The organism is Collinsella sp. 4_8_47FAA, from assembly GCF_000763055.1.
Lineage (GTDB): Bacteria > Actinomycetota > Coriobacteriia > Coriobacteriales > Coriobacteriaceae > Collinsella.
Genome location: NZ_KN214135.1, coordinates 559,672 through 578,289 on the forward strand (window position 1 = coordinate 559,672; position 18,618 = coordinate 578,289).

General features: G+C 61.1%; 16 protein-coding genes. 4 read left to right on the forward strand and 12 right to left on the reverse strand.

Translation table 11 applies throughout. The features are described 5' to 3' along the window. Positions 1–65 precede the first annotated feature (65 nt). The 5 genes from HMPREF9463_RS05815 to HMPREF9463_RS05835 all read right to left on the reverse strand — a co-directional run bounded on the left by HMPREF9463_RS05815 (position 66) and on the right by HMPREF9463_RS05835 (position 4,927). Positions 66–1,019, reverse strand: coding sequence for an ROK family protein (locus tag HMPREF9463_RS05815; protein WP_035137699.1), 954 nt, complete (start codon positions 1,017–1,019; stop codon positions 66–68). Positions 1,020–1,260: 241 nt separating this feature from the next. Then, positions 1,261–1,593 (reverse strand): PTS lactose/cellobiose transporter subunit IIA, encoded by a 333-nt coding sequence (locus HMPREF9463_RS05820; RefSeq protein ID WP_197736861.1) that lies wholly within the window; start codon positions 1,591–1,593, stop codon positions 1,261–1,263. 9 nt (positions 1,594–1,602) lie between these two features. Next, on the reverse strand, positions 1,603–1,905 hold the full coding sequence (locus HMPREF9463_RS05825) for a PTS sugar transporter subunit IIB (protein WP_035137700.1): 303 nt from the start codon (positions 1,903–1,905) through the stop codon (positions 1,603–1,605). Between the two features lie 157 nt (positions 1,906–2,062). Next, positions 2,063–3,406: a PTS sugar transporter subunit IIC gene (locus tag HMPREF9463_RS05830; RefSeq protein WP_035137701.1), complete on the reverse strand. Its 1,344-nt coding sequence runs from the start codon at positions 3,404–3,406 to the stop codon at positions 2,063–2,065. A gap of 120 nt (positions 3,407–3,526) precedes the next feature. Beyond that, positions 3,527–4,927 carry a glycoside hydrolase family 1 protein gene (locus HMPREF9463_RS05835; RefSeq protein WP_035137702.1) on the reverse strand — a complete coding sequence of 467 codons (1,401 nt, stop codon included), beginning with the start codon at positions 4,925–4,927 and terminating at the stop codon, positions 3,527–3,529. A gap of 303 nt (positions 4,928–5,230) precedes the next feature. Here HMPREF9463_RS05835 and HMPREF9463_RS05840 point away from each other — a divergent pair, with 303 nt between their 5' ends. Together HMPREF9463_RS05840 and HMPREF9463_RS05845 are read left to right on the forward strand one after the other, a co-directional pair. Next, entirely contained in the window at positions 5,231–5,950 is a 720-nt protein-coding gene (locus tag HMPREF9463_RS05840) for a GntR family transcriptional regulator (RefSeq protein ID WP_052044102.1), read from the forward strand. A gap of 69 nt (positions 5,951–6,019) precedes the next feature. Then, positions 6,020–6,958 carry a type I phosphomannose isomerase catalytic subunit gene (locus tag HMPREF9463_RS05845; RefSeq protein WP_084591797.1) on the forward strand — a complete coding sequence of 313 codons (939 nt, stop codon included), beginning with the start codon at positions 6,020–6,022 and terminating at the stop codon, positions 6,956–6,958. Between the two features lie 436 nt (positions 6,959–7,394). Here HMPREF9463_RS05845 and HMPREF9463_RS05850 read toward each other — a convergent pair whose 3' ends face one another. Continuing rightward, positions 7,395–10,295, reverse strand: a complete 2,901-nt coding sequence (locus HMPREF9463_RS05850; RefSeq protein WP_035137703.1) for an ATP-dependent helicase — start codon at positions 10,293–10,295, stop codon at positions 7,395–7,397. A 356-nt stretch (positions 10,296–10,651) separates the two neighbouring features. Then, the gene (locus HMPREF9463_RS05855) at positions 10,652–11,632 is read right to left on the reverse strand and encodes an undecaprenyl-diphosphate phosphatase (protein ID WP_035137704.1); all 981 of its coding nucleotides are present in this window, start codon (positions 11,630–11,632) and stop codon (positions 10,652–10,654) included. Between the two features lie 248 nt (positions 11,633–11,880). Between HMPREF9463_RS05855 and HMPREF9463_RS05860 the strand changes: the two genes are divergently transcribed. Next, positions 11,881–12,318, forward strand: a complete 438-nt coding sequence (locus HMPREF9463_RS05860; RefSeq protein WP_006235921.1) for a universal stress protein — start codon at positions 11,881–11,883, stop codon at positions 12,316–12,318. A gap of 203 nt (positions 12,319–12,521) precedes the next feature. Here the strand turns inward: HMPREF9463_RS05860 and HMPREF9463_RS05865 are convergent, their stop codons facing one another. From HMPREF9463_RS05865 to purH, 4 genes are all read right to left on the reverse strand, one after another. Beyond that, entirely contained in the window at positions 12,522–13,565 is a 1,044-nt protein-coding gene (locus HMPREF9463_RS05865; protein WP_035137705.1) for a sensor histidine kinase, read from the reverse strand. A 9-nt stretch (positions 13,566–13,574) separates the two neighbouring features. Further along, complete coding sequence (locus HMPREF9463_RS05870; RefSeq protein ID WP_035137706.1) at positions 13,575–14,246, reverse strand: response regulator transcription factor; 672 nt, start codon at positions 14,244–14,246, stop codon at positions 13,575–13,577. Between the two features lie 178 nt (positions 14,247–14,424). Beyond that, entirely contained in the window at positions 14,425–15,132 is a 708-nt protein-coding gene (locus HMPREF9463_RS05875) for a hypothetical protein (RefSeq protein WP_035137707.1), read from the reverse strand. Between the two features lie 247 nt (positions 15,133–15,379). Beyond that, on the reverse strand, positions 15,380–16,987 hold the full coding sequence (gene purH, locus HMPREF9463_RS05880) for a bifunctional phosphoribosylaminoimidazolecarboxamide formyltransferase/IMP cyclohydrolase (protein WP_035137708.1): 1,608 nt from the start codon (positions 16,985–16,987) through the stop codon (positions 15,380–15,382). Positions 16,988–17,264: 277 nt separating this feature from the next. Here purH and HMPREF9463_RS05885 point away from each other — a divergent pair, with 277 nt between their 5' ends. Then, positions 17,265–17,906, forward strand: coding sequence for a GNAT family N-acetyltransferase (locus HMPREF9463_RS05885; RefSeq protein ID WP_035137709.1), 642 nt, complete (start codon positions 17,265–17,267; stop codon positions 17,904–17,906). Between the two features lie 344 nt (positions 17,907–18,250). Here the strand turns inward: HMPREF9463_RS05885 and HMPREF9463_RS05890 are convergent. After that, positions 18,251–18,618 (reverse strand): transposase (locus HMPREF9463_RS05890; RefSeq protein ID WP_148334190.1); only part of this gene is annotated, 368 nt, incomplete at its 5' end.

An 18,618-nucleotide genomic window follows, 5' to 3' on the forward strand; every position in this document is an offset into this window, starting at 1 on the left:
ACGGGGGCCAAGGCTGTCCCTTTTGCACCATGTTGGTGCAATGTAACCTGTCCCCCTTGCACCAGCTATTTACCGGCAGCGCGCAGGGCTACGTAGGCAGCACCGATGATGCCGGCGTCGTTTCCGAGCGAAGCGACCTTAATGGGCGTCTCGCGCGAGGCGGAAAGCGCGTACTGCTTAAAGTGCTCGCGAACCTTGTCGAGGTAGACATCGGCCGAGGCGGAGGCGCCGCCGCCGATGAGGAACATCTCGGGGTCGACCACGTTGGCAATAAGCGCCAGTGCGCGGCCGAGATAGTCGGCCATGGTATCGGCCGCGGCCAGCGCGAGCTTGTCGCCCTCGCGGCAGGCCTGGAACACGTCCTTGGAATCGGAGGGGCCGGTCAGCTCGATGGGCTCGACGCCCGCCTTCTTGCACTCGGCAAGGTAGTTGCTCACCACGCCGGTGGCGCTGGAATACTGCTCCAGGTGGCCATGGCCGCCGCAGCCGCAGGTGCGCTCCTCGGCCGGGTTCAGGCACATGTGGCCAATCTCGCCGCCAGCACCCACAACGCCCGATACCACGTCGCCGTTAACGATAACGCCGCCGCCCACGCCGGTACCAATGGTGACCATCACCACGTTCTGTACGCCCTTGGCAGAGCCGAGCCAGGCCTCGCCCATAGCAGCAGCGTTGGCGTCGTTCTCGTACTTAACGACCGCGTCGGGGCAGTGCTCCTGGATGGCGATCTTGAGCTCGGGCAGGTTGATGGCGATGTTCGCCTTGACCTTGGCATCGCCCGATGCCGGGATGGGGCACGGAACGGCCAGGCCAATGCCCGACACAAAGGCACGCGGAATCTGGGCCTTGGCGACCACCTGGTCGATAGCCTCGGTCACCGCGGCAAAGCCCGCAGCGTCAACGATGGGAGGCGTGGGCACGCTGGCCTTGGCAAGCAGGTTTCCGTCCTCATCGAACAGACCCTCCTTGACCGAGGTGCCGCCGACGTCGATGCCGATGTAATACTGCTTAGGTTCCATGGGAGCCCACCTTTCTCGTTTAAACATTGTCTGTATGGTACCGCTCCCAAGGCAAAAACCTACCAAAAAGGGACAGGTTTGTTTTGGCAGGTTTTATCTGGGGAAACGCAGATGGCTGCTCAACAGGCCGCACATGACCTTCCCCAAATATAAAGGCGCCGGGAGGCGGAGACTCCCGGCGCCCGTCAAAGGGACTATGTTGTCTGTTGGACCGCACGGTCCGCCGCGGCGATAACGCCGACTAGGCCTGAAGTGCCTGCAGCTGCTTGTGAACCTCGATGAGCTCCGTCGCCATGACGCGCATGGTCTCGGTGCCGGCCATCTGGTCCTCGGCATGCAGCAGAATCAACGGGGCCTCGCCGTTACGCTCGCCGTTGGCCTCCTTCTTCAGAAGCCCCATGTGAACATCGTGGCCACCGTTATAGGCCTCGTCGCCCTGCTTAATAAGCTCCTCGGCGGCGTCAAAATCGCCCTCCTTGGCCTTTTGCACGGCATTGATGTACATGCTCTTGGCGGTACCGACGTAGCTGATGATCTCAAAGCAGGTCATCTGCAACTCGTTCATATCCTCCATATGCTGCACCTAGCCCATCACGCTGACGCAGTGATCGATGATGCCGGCAGCGTTCATGCGGCCGTAGTCGACCATGTTGATGACCTCGACCGGAAAACGACCGGCGGCCTCCTTCTCAAAGTCACCCTTGGTGTAGCCGATCTGCGGGCCAAGCAGCAACATGTCGCACTCGTCCAGGTGATCGTGGGCCTCGTTCATGGGACGAGCCTCGACCTCGATATCCAGACCACGGTTTGCAACCTCGGCCTGCATCTTCTGGACCAGCAGGCTCGTGGACATACCGGCATTGCAGCAGAGCATGATCTTCTTCATGGTTTCCTCCTTATAACTGCGCGGCGCGCAGACGACGACTGGTTATATTCCTTGCGGTTATTGTGCCCTCTTTCTGCGCCCTTACGCAGAAGAGAGGTGCAGGCACCGGCACCGCGTACCGGCGCCCGCAAGGTGAAAGGGACGAACGTTAGGCGTTCTACTCGGCAAGAGTCTCCTGCTTGGCGATTGCCTTCTCGGAAATCTTCATAAAGGGCAGGTAGACGGCCATGCCAATGACAATCTCGAGAGCCTGCCACACGCCGGCGCGCCAGTCAAAGCCCGTAGCGAGCAGGGCGTTGATGACGGGAGGCATAGTCCAGGGCACCTGGGCGATGCAGGGGCTGATGATGCCTGCGCAGGTAAGGCCATAGGTGATGCCGATGAACAGGTCGGGAAGAAGGACGAACGGGATCATGAGCGGCAGGTTGTACACGATGGGGTAACCGTAGATAACCGGCTCGTTGATGTTGAACAGACCAGGCAGGATAGCCATCTTGGAAACGGTCTCGGAAGCCTTGTTCTTGGAGAACAGGAGCGTGTCGAGCAGAAGCATGAGGGTGCAGCCCGAGCCGCCGATGAGGGCAAAGCTGTTAACGATCTGCATGTTCATGTAGTGATCGGGCTGGATGGTGCCACCGGCGGCAAAGGTAGCCATGTTGTCGACGATGAGCATGGTCAGGATCGGCTCGACGGTAGCGCCAGAGATGGTGGACTGGTGAATACCGACGCAGAACAGCAGGTTGGCAAGGGTGTAGATGAGGATAACAGCCCACGGACCGGCGTTCATGATGTTCTTGAGCGGGTTGGAGATGCACGTGGAGATGATGGCGCACAGATCGGTGCCGGCGCACACGGCGAGCAGGGCTGCGGCAAGAGCGAAGATTGCGAGGTTGAGCAGCATCGGGATCATGACGTTGAAGGAGTTGGAGACCGCGGGGGGCACACCCTCGCCCAGCTTAACCTTGAGCTTCTCGACGCCAGAAATCTTGATGAAGAGTGAGACGGAAAGCAGGGCGATGATAATAGCCGAGAACAGGCCGTTGGTGCCGGTGTTAGCAGTCGAAAGGGCGCCCGTGACCTCGGCGGAGGTAATCTTGTCGGTGAGCAGCGGGCTCGTGGCGGCAAGCGAGGCGGTGATCTGCTGCGGCATCATGATGACGAAAGCAGAGATAGCGACGACCACGCAAGCGAGCGGGTTATCGAAACGCTTGTTCTTGGCGAGGCTGTAGCCAATCAATCCGGCCAAGATAATGGCAGAGACGTTGAGGGTGCCCAGCGTAATTGCCGAGCCCCACGTCTGAAGGTTGGCAAGGCCCGCCGCATCGAGCGGGAACAGAGGGAACACGACGTTGTTAATAAGAACCGCGATACCCGCAAGGATATAGAGCGGCGTGATGGTCGCGAAGGCGTCACGCAGGGAACGCAGGTGAACCTGGTTTCCCACCTTCGCAGAGACCTCGGCAAACTTGTCGAGGAAGCTCTTTCCGTTGTCACTGGCCATGATTGCTCCTAACTTTCAAATCCGGCCTTTTCCTATTCGCACGGTGGTCTGTCGCCCTCTGCCACCAGATGTGCCATGTGTTGCGCGCGGCGGCGCGCGGTCCGAGCGTCCGCCCGGTCGCTAATCAACCACGTGGGTCGTGGCGACCTGTTTGAGCCAGGCTGCCGACTTCTTAAGGCGGCGCTTGTAGCCGTCCATAAGGTCGACCTCGACAAAACCATAGCGATTCTTAAAGGCATTGGCCCAAGACCAGTTATCGATGACGGCCCAATAATGGTATCCGCGGCACTTGGCGCCCTCGGAGATTGCCTTGGCAACCCACTCCAGGTGCTGGCGCACAAAGTCGACTCGGTAGTCATCCTGGATGGTTCCTTCGGCGTCACGGTTCTTGTATTCGTCCATGATGCCGATGCCGTTCTCGGAAACGAACCACTCAAGATCGGGATAGTTCTTGGCGCAGTCCATGCCAAAGTCGTAGAGGCCCTGCGGGTAGATCTCCCAGCCGCGGCTCTCGTTCATAACGGCGTCGGGCCACACGTACTCGTCGGCAAAGTGCGGCAGACCGTACTGGTCGACCTTGCTCGCCGGTGCCTGAACACGCGTGGGGTGGTAGTAGTTGCAGCCGAGCCAGTCGACAACACCCTGCTTGAGAATCTCTTGGTCGCCGGCACGGAACGGGAGCTTAACGCCGCCCTCGGCTAGGCTGTCGAGCACGTCGGCAGGAAGCTCGCCCTTGGTAATGAGGTCGAGCCACCAGCGGTTGTTGATGCCGCTGGTCATACGCACGGCCTCGAGGTCTGCCTCGCTGGGGTTCTCCTTGGTGTAGACCGGGGTAAAGCAGTTGATCATGCCGATCTTGGCATCGGCGCGAATAGCGCCCTCGTCATAGGCGCGACGATAGTTGGCCACGGCCAGCGCATGCGCCAGCGAGATGTGATACTGCACGGTGCGGGCGCGGCTAAAGTCGTGGAGTTGCGGGAACCACACGCCCTCCTGATAGCGCTGCTCGGGCTCGACGATAGGCTCGTTAAAGGTGAACCAGTACTTGATCTCCTGGCCAAACTCGTGGAAGGCGACGTCGGCGTAATGCGCGTAAGCCTCGACGACCTCACGGCTCTCCCAGCCGCCACGGTTAAAGAGGTAGGTGGGCATGTCAAAGTGGTACAAGTTGACAAACGGCTCCAGGCCGGCCTCGCGAGAAGCGCGGAACAACTCGTGATACCACGCAGCGCCCTCCTCATTAAGGTTGCCGTCGGCATCGAGCAGACGGCTCCACTGGATGGAAGTGCGATAGGTATCCAGGCCCAAGTCCCTCAAAATGCGAAAGTCTTCCTGGTACTTGGCCATAAAGTCATTGCCGGCATAAGAGCCAACGCAGTTGTAAAACGAACCCAGATCCTGGATGGACCAGGTGTCCCACAGGTTCTCGAGCTTGCCGCCCTGGTTCCACTGACCCTCAGTCTGCGGGCCGGACATAGCAGCGCCAAAGAAGAAGTCGTTGGGCAGCTGATACTGTGCCATCAAAGTCCTCGCTTTCGTGTTCTAGAGCTTCCGGTTGGAGACGGGTTTGCTTTGGCAGGTTATCCGGCGCGGGCGCGCACCGGTTATACCGATATCCAACCCACCAAAACAAAACCGGCCCCAAACAGTCAATCCTGTTCTGCGGTAGGATTCCGTTTGTTGCTTAAACTATAGCGCTCTAATTTTAAAAGTAAAGCGTCTTTTTCTTTTTTCTTTCTCGAACTTCTTAGATAAAAGTAATATGGGTGCCCTGTTGAGGGTTATACTTACTTTTGTATTCAAATATGTCGGAAAGGAGGTTCCATGATTCCCAAATACGAGGCGATAGCTGCAGATATTCGTCGGAGTATTGAGGATGGCGCTCTTAAACCGGGCGATAAGCTTCCCACCGTCGTTGAGTTCTGCGAGCTCTATAGCGTTTCCAAAATCACCGTCAAACGAGCTATCGAGCAAATCACCGAGGAAGGTCTTATTACCAGCCGTCGTGGATCGGGTACCTACGTTAAGGACACGGCGGGACTTCCCGGCCAGGCGTTTTCCCAGGGAAAAAACGACCGTGCCCAGGGTTTTTCGTATGAGCACCGCGGGGAGAAGGTGACCTCGGTGGTCTACGATTTCTCGATTGTTAATCCACCAGCGGACATCGCAGCCCAGCTGGGAATTGCCGAGGATGACTTTGCCTATCACGTCGTGCGCGTGCGTCAGGCCGATGAGAAGCCCATCGTTATCGAGTACACCTACATGCCCCTCGAGCTGATTCCAGGGCTGAAAAAGAAGGATCTGTACGGATCGGTCTACCGCTTCATCCGCGAGCAATGTGGGCTGAAGATTTCGAGCTTCCACCGTACCATTCGCGCCGTGGCAGCAACCGAGGAAGAAGCCGAGCGTCTGGACACCAAACTTGGCTCTCCCCTGCTCGAGCTCACCCAAATTGGCTTTTTGGACAGCGGCGCCGCCTTTGAGTATTCGATCTCGCGCAACGTTGGCGACCGCTTTGAGTTGCACAACGTAACGTTGGCATAGGTTTTTGTAGTCACGCGGGCGCTCGTTTTGAGCAGTTTTACGCGGCGCCCCGCGCAACACAATGGGGGTATGAATATGTCCGATTTGATTAAACTGACGCCGATCTTCCACGAGAAGATCTGGGGCGGCCGCCAGCTCGAAACCGTATTTGGTTACGACATTCCCGAGGGGCCCATCGGTGAGTGCTGGGCCATCTCGGCCCATCCCAACGGCGACTGCCAGATCGCTGAGGGCCCGTACGCCGGTCACACGCTGTCATGGCTGTGGGCCGAGCACCGCGAGTTCTTTGGCAATTGCGAAGGCAGGGAGTTCCCGCTGCTCATTAAGATTCTGGACGCCAAGGACGACCTTTCAATCCAGATTCATCCCAACGACGAGTACGCCGCCAAGCACGAGAACGGCAGCCTGGGAAAAACCGAGTGCTGGTATGTGCTGGACTGCGAGCCCGGTGCCACGATCATCGTCGGCCAGCGCGCACATGACCGCGCCGAGGCCGCGCAGATGATCGAGGACGGCCGCTGGGACGACATGCTCAACGTACTGCCGATCCACAAGGGCGACTTTTTCCAGATTGATTCCGGTACCGTTCACGCCATCAAGGCCGGCACGCTCATTTTGGAAACGCAGCAGTCGTGCGACGTGACGTATCGCCTGTATGATTACGACCGCCCCGGCACCGACGGCAAACTGCGTCCCCTGCACATTGAGCAGAGCCTCGACTGCATAAACTTTGATGCTCAGGCTCCGACCGACGGCACGGTGACCGCACCCGAGGTGGACGGCGTGACCGAGCTCGAATCTTGCCCCTGCTACACCGTCGATCGCGTGCGCGTTAACGGCAGCAAGACCCTCGACCAGCGCTGGCCCTTCATGTGTCTGTCGGTCATCGACGGCGAAGGCACCATCTGCGGCGACCCCGTCCACAAGGGAAGCCACCTGCTGGCTCCGAGCACCGTCGGCTCCATCGACCTCGAAGGCAAGATGGAACTGATCGTCTCGCACCTGTAAGCTACCGGTCCCCGAGCGCTCGCCGGGACGGGGCGCGGGGTTTGGTCGCCTGCTCGGACAGTCCTGCTCGCACGGAGAGCACATTAAGTGCTCTCCGGCTCGTGCGGAACTCGCGATCGACCAAACCCCGCGCCCCGTCCCGGCGAGCCTTTGGCTAGTAACGACAATCAAAACGCAACAAGGGGCTCTTCCGTTCATCAACGGAAGAGCCCCTTGTTGTATCTATCCATCAGCCCACCCGGCTTTCCAGATCAAAAAGCGAACGAGCAGAGCAGCGATCGTCCAGCAACGTTACCCAAGGACCTAGGCGGGCGTATGGGGCAACATCGATCGCGAGTTCCGCACGCAAAGGAGGCCACTTAATGTGGCCTCCGTCTTGCGCAGGACTGCCCGAGCAGGCGATGTTGCCCCATACGCCCGCCTAGGTCCGCCGGGATTACGACAGCTTGACGATCGGTGCAAAGCCCTTCATTAGCTTTTTGGTCTGGCCGGTCTTTTCGAATTGGACCTCGATCATGTCTCCGGCGACCGAGATCACGGTGCCCGTGCCAAAGGTCTTATGACTCACGGTATCGCCCGCGGCAAAGTCCTGCGATGCGCTGGCGCGATCGACCTTGCGCTCCACCGTCGGGGATACCTTGGATGACGACTTTTTGGCTCGCGGCGCGCCCGAGCCAAAGGTCGAGGCAACACGGCCGGCGTCGGGCGAGACCCCACGATGGCGCTCGGTCCCGTAGCTGCTGCCGCCAAAGAAGTCATCGAAGCTCGAGCCGCTGCGCGATCCAGAGCCGCCGGTCGAGCGCGTATGCGAGCCAAACACCTTGCCGCCATACATGTCCGAGCCCATACCCGAGCCAAACGTGCCGTGACGGTCGCCGCGCTTCTCCCAGCCCGTGCCCTCAAAACCGGCAGAACCGATACCGCTAAACTCGATGTCCTCAAACGGAATCTCGTTGAGGAAGCGCGAGCGCGGATTGGCAGAGGTCGAGCCGTAGGTGCGACGCGTGGCCGCATAGGTCAGGAACAGGCGCTTGCGAGCACGCGTGATGGCGACGTAGGCCAAGCGGCGCTCCTCCTCGAGCTTGCCCGGATCGTCACTACCGCCAAAGTCGTGCACGTGTGGGAAGATACCCTCCTCCATGCCGGCCACGAACACCGCCGGGAACTCCAGGCCCTTGGCGGAGTGGATGGTCATCATGGTAATGGCATGCGTCTCGCCGGCCAGGGAATCCAAGTCGGAGCGCAGGGCCAGCCACTCCATGAGTGCCGGCAGCGCCTTACAGGTGAGCGGACCGTAGGTGCGCTCGATCTCGTCGGCATGCACGGCGCCCGCCGGCAGCTCAGTCGGCGCGGCATACGCGTTGCCCGCGATGGCGGCAGCCAGGGCATCCTGCGGCGAGAGCGCCGGGGCCGCCAGGCTATCGAGCGGATTGGAACCCGCGGCATCACGCGCGCCAACGAGCGCCTCAAACGAAGACACAGGCGCAGACGGGCCGGGCTCGGGCGCAGGCGCGCTCACCACAACGGGCTCGGGCTCAACGTCGGCGGGCACATCGGCAACACCAGCAGCGCGCAGCTCTTCCAAGCTCTCGAGCGTGCCTTCGATATCCTCGTGCGTCTCCTCAAATTCGGCGGCAACGCCCAGGAATTCCTGGATGTTCTCGGCGCGGCTCTCGGACTCCATGGTGCCCTCGGCGCGGAAAGCCTGCAGCAGGCCCGTCTTATCGACAATCATCTCGACGACGTCCTTAAGCTCGCCGTCCATGCGGCGACCCTCGCGCACCAGCGACACAAAGCTCGACAGGCCATTGCGCACCTTGGCGCTAAACATGCCCGTCTCGGCTGTTGCGATCTCGCAGGCCTGGAAGAACGAGCAACGGTTGTCGCGCGCCAGCCGCTCGATCTTTTGGATCGAGGTGGAGCCGATGCCGCGGCGCGGCGTGTTGATGACGCGCTTGACGCTCATCTCGTCGGCCGGGTTCACAATCATCTTGAGGTAAGCCATGACGTCGCGGATCTCGGCACGGTCGAAGAATCGCGTGCCGCCCACGATCTTGTAGGGCACGCCCGCGCGCAGAAACATATCTTCGAGAATACGCGACTGGGCGTTGGTGCGGTAGAACACAGCGATGTCGTCGTAACTCGTACCCTTGGAGTGCAGCTTTTCGATCTCGCCGGCAATCCAGCGACCCTCGTCGCGCTCATCGCTTGCCTGGAAGGCCTGGATCTTCTCGCCGTCGCCCTCGGCCGTAAACAGGCGCTTGTCCTTGCGCTGCGAGTTGTGACGCACCACGGCGTTGGCGGCGCTCAGGATATGGCCCGTAGAGCGATAGTTCTGCTCCAGCTTGACGGTCTTGCAGTCTTTAAAGTCCTTCTCAAAGTCCAGGATATTGGTGATGTCGGCGCCACGCCAGCTATAAATGGACTGGTCGTCATCGCCCACGACCATGAGGTTTTGGTACTTGGCGGCCAGCAGGTTGGCGATCTCGTACTGGACGTGGTTGGTGTCCTGGTACTCGTCGACGCTAATGTAGCGGAAGCGCTCCTGGTACTTGTCGAGCACCTCGGGGCGGGTGCGCAGCAGCTCGAGCGTGCGCACGAGCAGGTCGTCGAAGTCCATCGCGTTGGCGGCGCGCAGGCGGCGCTCCAGCTCCAGGTAGACCTGCGCGGCCTTTTTGTCGTTGGGGCTGTCGGCGGATTTGAGCATGTCCTCGGGCCCGATCATGGCGTTTTTGGCCGAACTGATCTTGCTGCGGATCATATTGATGGGAAATTGCTTTTGCTCGATACCGAGCGCCTGCATAATATCGCGCACCATGCGCTTGGAATCGTCGTCATCGTAGATGGTGAACTGACCGGTGTAGCCCAGCAGGTCAGCGTCCTCGCGCAGCATGCGCACGCACATAGCATGGAAGGTGCACACCCACATGCCGCGGGTACCGCTGGGAATGAGTGCCGCCAGACGCTCGCGCATCTCGGCCGCGGCCTTGTTGGTAAACGTGATGGCAAGGATCTGCCAGGGCTTAACGCCCAGGTCGCCGAGCATATGTGCGATGCGGAAGGTCAAGACGCGGGTCTTGCCCGAGCCGGCGCCGGCAAGGACCAGCAACGGACCCTCGGTGGTCAGGACCGCCTCGCGCTGGGCGGGATTAAGGCTGTCGATGTCGACGAGCGGCTTGGCGGGTTTGGGTGCCGGCGCGGGAGCGTCGTAGATGTCGAGCGGGACGAGCTCGGGCTCCGGCGCAGCGGGGGCGGTGTATGCATCGAGCGGCACGGGTTCCGGCGTGGGCGGCACGGGTACCGCGGCGTTCTTTTCCCAGGGCAAGGGCTGGGTCATGGGCGACTCCTCATCTGACGGACGGCGCGCCTGCGGGCAGCGCCATAGTTTGAGCCGTACCAGTATACCGAGCCGCGCGGAAACCGACGCAAATCACACCACGACTCCGTCCGCCACCATCGGGCCCGCCCCAGCGAATTTGGCGCAATGAGGTCAGATTTGTCTGCACCAAGCTGGTGCAAAGTAACCTGACCCCATTGCGCCAATCACAGAGCCACCGATGTCACGGTAGCAGCAGCGAGCGGCGGCCAGAGCGAACAAATTGGCATGAAAAGAGGGCGGCATAGACCTTTTGGTCATGCCACCCCCTTTGAATGACAAGTTGTCGCCCCGGCCGCCGCGCAGCGTCGACTAAGTTAGAGGCCGAGCATCGGCTCCAGAACGAAGAAGTATGCGAGCACTACGATGCCCAGGATGATGCGGTAAACACCGAAGCACTTAAAGTCGTGACGGCGGACGAAGCCCATGAGCCACTTGATGGCGATGAGCGAAACCACAAAGGCCACAACGCAGCCCACGCCCAGGATAGCGACCTCGTTGGCACCGAACGTGCCGCCCTTGATGAAGTACTTGACCAGCTTGAGCGCACTCGCGCCAAACATGACGGGAATGGCCAAGAAGAACGTAAACTTGGACGCCACCGAACGCGTGCAGCCCAAAAGCAGGCCGCCGATGATGGTAGAACCGGAGCGAGACGTACCAGGCACCAGCGAAAGCACCTGGAAGCAGCCGATACCCAGCGCAGTCTTCCAGCTCAGGTCCTCGAGTGTGGCGATGGAGCCAAAGTCCAGATTCTCGTCATCGTCCTCATCCTCAGCGGTAGCCGCGGCAGGCGCCGCAAAGTGCGCACCGGCGGGACGTCCGCCCGACACCACAGCACGCGAACCAAACGAACCGGCAACGGCCATTTCCTCGCGCTTGTTCGCGCGCCAGTTCTCGATCACGATAAACAGCACGCCGTACACAATGAGCGCCAGCGCCACGACGGGAGCATTGTAGAAATGCTCCTCCATCCAGTCGTTGAGCGGCAGGCCGATCGCCGCGGCGGGAATGCAGCCGAGCACAATCTTGCCCCACAGCACCCAGGTGTCGCGACGGCCCTCCTTGCCCTTGCTGGGCGAGAACGGATTGAGCTCATGGAAGAACAGCACACAGACGGCCAGAATGGCGCCGAGCTGAATCACGACCAGGAACATATTCCAGAACGTCTCGCTCACGTTCATCTTGACGAACTCGTCCACCAAGATCATGTGACCGGTCGACGAAACAGGCAGCCATTCGGTGATGCCCTCGACCAGGCCCATGAAGGCAGATTTTAGAAGCTCGATGATATCCAAAGGGACCCCCTCGTTAGACACCCGCCGATATTGTTCTGCGGACGGTGCGGGCGATGTCCCATTATCAACCGTTGGCGGCGCGCCTGCGCCTACCCTTACCAAAAAACTCGCCCGTTCACAGAATTGCGAGCGGTCAAACCGAAATCCTTGGGTATAACTGCAACAAGATAAAGTGTCCGGCGGCCAACGCGCCCGCGCCCGCCCGACGCACGAGCCCCGCGCCCGTGCGATAGACCAAGGAGGAAACCATGAACGAGGGCTACACCAAGGTATTTGTTTCACTCGACGGTACTGAGCAGCAGGATTTTGTGCTCGCACGTGCCATCAAGGTCGCCGCGAACAACGGCGCCAAGCTAATCATCGGCCACGTTATCGATTCCACGGCGCTCGAGAGCGCCGGTTCCTATCCGGTCGATCTGGTCAACGGCCTAGAGGAGGCATTTAAGAACTCCATCGCCAAGCAGCTCGAAGAGGCCAAGGCCAATCCCGACATTCCCGAGGTCGAGGTCATGATTCGCGCCGGCCGCATTCGCGAGACGCTCAAGGACGAGATGCTCGACGTGGTTAAGCCCGACCTGGTGCTCTGCGGCGCCCGCGGCCTGTCCTCGATCAAGTATGCGCTCCTGGGTTCGATTTCGACGTTCCTGCTGCGCAATACGGACTGCGACATCTTGGTCGTGAAGTAGCGTTGCTCCCACCGGCCGCGGGGCCTGCGGGGTTTCCACGGGCACGTCCTCGCCGCGTTGCGGCTGCGGGATGTGCCCTTAGGAAACCCCTCCCGGCCCCGCGGCCTTCGCAGCCTTACTTCAACGAGTTATCTGATGGAAAAATGGCGTGCCGCCCCGTTTGGGGCGGCACATTTTGTTTGGACGGGCGTTTGCCGTGTGCGTTACTCGAAGTATTGGAACTTGTTGGTTGAGAAGGCGAATGTTACGACGAAGCCTTTGCCGGAGTCGGATGCCGCGGTGACGTCGATGCCCATCTTGGAGCACAGGCGCGCCACCAGATAGAGACCGATGCCCGTTGCGCGCTTGGTGGTGCGGCCGTTGTCGCCGGTAAAGCCCTTCTCGAACACGCGCGGCAGGTCTGCCGCACACACGCCGCAGCCGTTGTCCGCGACAGTAAGCTCGATGCGCTCGCTTGCCAGGCCCTCGTCCAACAACGCTCCCGAAAACACGATCCTCGCGCCGTCCTCACGCGCATATTTAATGCTGTTCTGAATGAGCTGGCCCAGAATAAACTCGAGCCACTTCTCGTCGGTAAAAACCTCGAAGTCGAGGTTCTCGCACACCGGGGCCACGTGCGCCGCGATAAGCTCACGCGCGTTGGCCTTGATCGCACCCGTCACCAGGGTCTTAAGATCCCAGCGGCGAATCAGGTAGTCGCGCTCCACGACTTCCGAGCGCGCATAGTACAGCGCCTGGTCGATATAGCGCTCCACGCGGGCAAGCTCGCGGCCCAGGTCATCCACACGCGACAGATCGTCTTCGCTGCCGTCCAGGTTTTCCAAAATCAGATGGGCTGCTGCCAGGGGCAGCTTGGCCTCGTGGACCCAGCTCTCGATATAGTCGCGATAGTCATCAGTCTGACGCCTGCCTTCGGCAACCTCGTCGCAAGCGGCTTTGCCCACCCGGCGCAAGACCTCGTACTCGAGCTCGCCCTCGGCATAGGTCGGGCATTGCACCATCTCCTGCACCCATGCGGGACTCTCGAGCTCCTCTGCCGCACGCTCCAGCTGGCGCAGAAAACGACGACGGCGCGCGTACTCGATCACGATGCCGAGCATACCAAAGATATAGGACACGCCGACCGCCACGACCACGATGGAAACGGGTGCGCCGGCGACCGTCAGCACAAAGCAGCTCAACAGCACGCCGCACGTCCACACGGCGACGGGAAGCAGCGCATCTTTAAAGAACTTGGCAAACGACATAGCCGGCCCCTAGATCGAATAGCCCTGACCGCGGTGCGTGGTCAAATACCCCTTGATGCCGATTTTTTCGAGCGTGGTGCGCAGGCGATTGATGTTGACGGTGAGCGTATTGTCGTCCACGAAGGCATCGGAATCCCACAGGTCCTGCATGATGGCCGAGCGCGAGACGATCTTGCCCGCACGGCTCAGAAGCAGCGAGAGGATACGCAGCTCGTTTTTGGTGAGCTCGGTACTGGTGCCGGTTTGCATGTTGGTGACCATGGAGCGGGCGAGGTCGAGCTCCAGCCCCTTGTGGACAAGTGTGCTGCGCTCGCCTGCCGCCGCGGTGCGACGCAGCAGTGCGTTGATGCGCGCCACGAGCACACGGGCGCTGTAGGGCTTGGGAACAAAGTCGTCCGCGCCGAGCGTCATGGCCATGACCTCGTCGATCTCGGTCGTGCGCGAGGTGAGGACGATGATGGGGACCTCGGATTCGCGGCGAACCTCATGGCAGATATGCTGGCCGTCCTTGACGGGAAGCGTCAGGTCGAGCAGCACCAGGTCGGGCGCGGCGGCGAGAATATCGCGCGAAACATGCTCGAACGATTCGCAGGCCTCGACCTCAAAACCGGCACGGGCAAGGATGTCGGCAAGCTCGCGACGAATGGGCTCGTCGTCCTCAACGATATAGATCAGCGCCATGGATTCCGCTCCCCTCTTGGTTGTCTTGCCCCATTATGACCGCGGAGCCGCAGGTACGTGCCACGCACGTCGCCAAGGTGACAGAACTGTTCGCGAGCGGGGGCGTTTTGTCCGCCTCGCACTCGCAGCGATGGCGGGGACCAAAATGATTCTTTAATCCCCGTCCCAGAAAAATCATTTAGCGGCGAGCACGGAGCTTTTCGTAGCCTTCGGCGAAGAAGGCGACCGTGGCGGCGTCGGCCTCGGCGGCATCCGTCTCGGTGGCAGGGACCACGCCGTGCTCGTCGCTCACCAGGAACAGCGCGCCCTTGAGCTGAGCGGGGATGTCTACGCGCGTAACCGGGATACCCTTGGTCTGGGCCAGCTGTTCGATGAGCGTCGCCGTGCCGCACAGGCACTCGTCCGCCGGCGCCACAAAGGCCAGCTCACCGTCGTTGACGGCAGCGAGCAGCTCGGGCGCCACGCCGGTCTCGTCGGCTTCGGAGCGAGCCTCGGCAGAACGGGCACGCAGCGCCTTGGCCGACGTATCGGTTAGCGGCTCGTACTCCCCCACCGTCATGGCGGCGTTGCCGTTAACGTCGATCACCAGCATGAGCACACCGTCGTGGGCGGTGTAATCGCCCTCGGCAAGTGACCACTCAACGTGCTGCTTGGCCCAACTGAGCATGTTATGGGTAAGCGGCTCGCCCTGCACCAAGCGCTCGGACAGTGCGCGAATGTGGCGGTTGAGCATGGGTACCTTTTTGTTGGACATGCGCCAACGGCAGACAAGCGCGGGCTTGTCGAGCGTAAACTTCTCGACCGCCTCCTGATTGGCGCAAAAGTCCTCGTACGCACGCTGATCCTCGGCATTGCCAAACAGCTCGGCATCATCAATCTGGGGCATGGTTGTACCTTTCGTGTTAGTCATTCCGTCCTCTTATACCAAAAAGACGGCCCTCCAAACGGAGCGGCCGTCTTTTGCGGAGATTATTTTGACGATATGGTCAGGCGACCGATCAGCTTAATGGGATAGAACAACATCCCATTAAGGGTTTTCCAAGTGCCCGAGATTGCCCCGAAAGAGGAGCGCCGCGTACTAAATGTACGCAAGCGACGGTTTGAGGGGCAAGGTCGGGTGCTTGGGAAAGCCTCTAGTGCCTAAAATGCCTGGCACCCGTGAAGACCATCGCAATGCCGTGCTCGTTGCAAGCCTGGATGCTCTCGTCGTCGCGCTTGGAGCCGCCGGGCTGAATGATGCAGGTCACGCCGTGTGCAGCAAGCACGTCGACATTGTCGCGGAACGGGAAGAACGCGTCGCTTGCACAGGCAAAGCCGCCCTTCTCCACGCCCTCGCGCTCGCAGAAGTCCTCGGCGCGCTCGCAGGCAAGCAGCGCAGAGTCAACGCGGTTAGGCTGACCCGGGCCCATGCCAATGCCGGCCTTGCCCTTGGAGACCAGGATGGCGTTGGACTTAACGCCCTTGCAGACCTTCCAAGCAAACTCGAGCTCGGCCATCTCGGCATCGGTGGGCTTGCGGTCGGTGGGGAACGTAAAGGTCGCGGGATCCTCGGTCACGTGGTCGACTTCCTGCACCAGCATGCCGCCGTCGATGGAGCGCAGCTCCACCTGGGCGCCGTGGTCCACGCCGCCGGTGGCCAGCACGCGCAGGTTGGGGCGCTTGGCCATGCGCTCGAGCGCCTCGTCGGTGTAGGTCGGGGCGATGATAACCTCGACGAACTGCTTGTTCTGATCGGCAAAGTGCTCGACCAGCTCATAGGGAACCTCGCGGTTGCAGGCGATGATGCCGCCAAAGGCGCTCTTGGGATCGCAGGCGAAGGCGCGGTCGTAAGCGGACGTAATGTCCTCGGCAACGGCGGAGCCGCAGGGGTTCTGGTGCTTGAGAATCACGCAGGCCGGCTCGTCGAACTCGCGGACCAGGTTCCAAGCGGCATCGGCATCCAGATAGTTGTTGTAGCTGAGCGGCTTGCCCTGGATCTGCTCGGAGCCAACGAGCGGGAACTGCGAGCTCGCGGTGTTCTCGCAGCCCTCGGCAAAGCGGTAGACCGTAGCCTTCTGCTGCGGGTTCTCGCCATAGCGCAGGTCGTCGACCTTCTCCAGCGAGATCTCGAGCTTGGCAGAGGTGTCCGCCACGTCGCTTGCCTGGGCGGCAAGCCAACGGGAGATAGCCGTGTCGTAGGCGGCGGTGGTCTGGTAGACCTTCACCTGCAGGCGACGACGGGTGGAAAGCGTGGTGCAGCCACCGGTCTCGTGCATCTCGGCCAGGACGGCATCATAGTCGGCCGGGTCGGAAATGACGGTAACGCTCGTGGCGTTCTTGGCAGCAGAGCGCAGCATGGAGGGACCACCGATGTCGATGTGCTCAATGGCATCCGCGAAGGTGACCTCGGGGTTGGCGACGGTCTTCTCGAACTCGTACAGGTTGACGACGACCAGGTCGATCAGCTTAATGCCGTGCTGAGCAGCCTCCTGCATGTGCTGCTCGGAATCGCGGCGGGCCAGCAGCGCGCCGTGGACCTTGGGGTGCAGCGTCTTGACGCGGCCGTCCATCATCTCGGGATAGCCCGTGAACTCCTCGATGGGGGTTACGGGAACGCCCGCGTCCTCGATGGCACGAGCCGTGCCGCCCGTAGAGATGATCTCGACGCCAAAGTCGTCAACCAGCGTCCGTGCGAAATCGACGACACCCGTCTTATCGGTAACCGAGATCAACGCGCGTGCGATCTTCACATCAGATCCCATGCAGTCCTCCTGTCTGGTACGCCGCCGTGCTCTGTGAGTCGGTGATACGTCGATCTGCAGCGCTCGCGCAGCGGCATTGAAAATACTGATTCAATGTAGCGCATCGAGCGCGACGTTGCACCCCGCAACGGGCGCATGTGCAGAAAAAGTTTGCGAGCGGAGGGGATGGGCATGGCACCGGGCACGGTGAGTTCATGGAACACAGGGGCACCATAATTAGATGCCATTGGCGTGGTAGAACTGTGCTCGATATGCATCCGCAAAAGAAAGAGGCACCATGGTCTCGCGGGTTCTCTACCGACCGTTTGATACCGAAGACTTCGACGCCATCGCGCTGATTCTGCAGCAGCTTTGGCATAACAATTCGGATAACGATGAGTACAACCGCCTTGAGGCCGCGTGCGACCTCGCCTATTGCCTTTCGTCGTCGACGTTTTCACAGGTTGCCGTAATCGACGGTCAGGCGCGTGGCATTTCGCTCGCGCGTGCGGGACAGAGCTCCGGCGCCACTATCAACGAGCATTGGATGGATACCGAACGCGCGCTGCTATCGCAGATGCGTGAGCTAGAGCCCGATGCGTGCGCCGAGTATCTCTCGTTTGTGCGCGCAACCATCCGAACCAACAACCGCCTGCTCGAGAGCAGCCCGTTGCCGCACGACAACGAGGTCATGCTGCTTGCCGTGGATCGCGATGTCCATGGCCTGGGCGTTGGCACGGTTCTGCTCGATGCCGCCGTCTCGCACCTGTCCTCGCTTGGAGCGACGAGGGCGCACCTGTACACCGACTCCAACTGCTCGTGGAAGTTCTACGAGCTGCACGGCTTTAAGCGCACGGCCACGCACCGCGCCAACCGCGAAGAGCGCCGTCACGACATGCCGCGCGAAAGCTTCCTCTACGAACTCGACCTAACAGCCTAAACCCGGCAGTTAGGGACGTTCCTTTTAATATGAGCAGGACATTGTCAAGAGGCAAAATCGGGCCTGGCCCCAACGATATGGGGTCAGGCCCTCTCCCTATATCAGCCCGTCCGCGGCGACCTCGGCGTGTCTTACCGACGCTCGTCTTTGCAGTTTAATATCCGCCCGCGGCGATCTCTCGCTGGGCAATCCGTTGCTACGGCTGAGGCTTCTTCGTCGAACCGACAGTCTGTGCACGCGTGTGGCGCCCTGGGCGCTCGCAGAAAAGGGACCTGAGGTTCGCCTCAACGGCTTCGGATCGAACCGCTTCCGGGGTGACTGGCTTATGTGCGGGGGACCGCCCCCTACGCCTCCTCGGCCATGAGGCCGACCGCCCACACCCAGCAGGCGAGCTCGCGCGCCGTGGCCACGTTCGCCTTGTTGCCGTGGACCCCGCGCGCGAGCAGCGCCTCCCGCCTCTCGACCAGCCTCCGCACGCCCTTGGCGGCATGCCTGCGGGCGACCCGGTCCGGGGCCTGGCCCCTGGCGAGGCCCTTCGGCCGCCCCGAGCACGTCAGGTAGTGCCACGCGGCCTCGACCAGCGTCTTCCTCAGGTGCTTGTTGCCGGCCTTGGTGATCGCGCCCCTGCGGTCGCTCTCCCCGCTGGAGTGCTCGGAGGGCGTCAGGCCGACCCACGCCGCGAACGAGCGGGCATTCCCGAACCTCGAGAACT

Bases quoted from the DNA above. Each gene is read 5' to 3' on its own strand.
- HMPREF9463_RS05815 (WP_035137699.1), bottom strand. From the start codon at position 1,019: ATGGAACCTAAGCAGTATTACATCGGCATCGACGTCGGCGGCACCTCG.
- HMPREF9463_RS05820 (WP_197736861.1), bottom strand. From the start codon at position 1,593: ATGGAGGATATGAACGAGTTGCAGATGACCTGCTTTGAGATCATCAGC.
- HMPREF9463_RS05825 (WP_035137700.1), bottom strand. From the start codon at position 1,905: ATGAAGAAGATCATGCTCTGCTGCAATGCCGGTATGTCCACGAGCCTG.
- HMPREF9463_RS05830 (WP_035137701.1), bottom strand. From the start codon at position 3,406: ATGGCCAGTGACAACGGAAAGAGCTTCCTCGACAAGTTTGCCGAGGTC.
- HMPREF9463_RS05835 (WP_035137702.1), bottom strand. From the start codon at position 4,927: ATGGCACAGTATCAGCTGCCCAACGACTTCTTCTTTGGCGCTGCTATG.
- HMPREF9463_RS05840 (WP_052044102.1), top strand. From the start codon at position 5,231: ATGATTCCCAAATACGAGGCGATAGCTGCAGATATTCGTCGGAGTATT.
- HMPREF9463_RS05845 (WP_084591797.1), top strand. From the start codon at position 6,020: ATGAATATGTCCGATTTGATTAAACTGACGCCGATCTTCCACGAGAAG.
- HMPREF9463_RS05850 (WP_035137703.1), bottom strand. From the start codon at position 10,295: ATGACCCAGCCCTTGCCCTGGGAAAAGAACGCCGCGGTACCCGTGCCG.
- HMPREF9463_RS05860 (WP_006235921.1), top strand. From the start codon at position 11,881: ATGAACGAGGGCTACACCAAGGTATTTGTTTCACTCGACGGTACTGAG.
- HMPREF9463_RS05865 (WP_035137705.1), bottom strand. From the start codon at position 13,565: ATGTCGTTTGCCAAGTTCTTTAAAGATGCGCTGCTTCCCGTCGCCGTG.
- HMPREF9463_RS05870 (WP_035137706.1), bottom strand. From the start codon at position 14,246: ATGGCGCTGATCTATATCGTTGAGGACGACGAGCCCATTCGTCGCGAG.
- HMPREF9463_RS05875 (WP_035137707.1), bottom strand. From the start codon at position 15,132: ATGCCCCAGATTGATGATGCCGAGCTGTTTGGCAATGCCGAGGATCAG.
- purH (WP_035137708.1), bottom strand. From the start codon at position 16,987: ATGGGATCTGATGTGAAGATCGCACGCGCGTTGATCTCGGTTACCGAT.
- HMPREF9463_RS05885 (WP_035137709.1), top strand. From the start codon at position 17,265: ATGGTCTCGCGGGTTCTCTACCGACCGTTTGATACCGAAGACTTCGAC.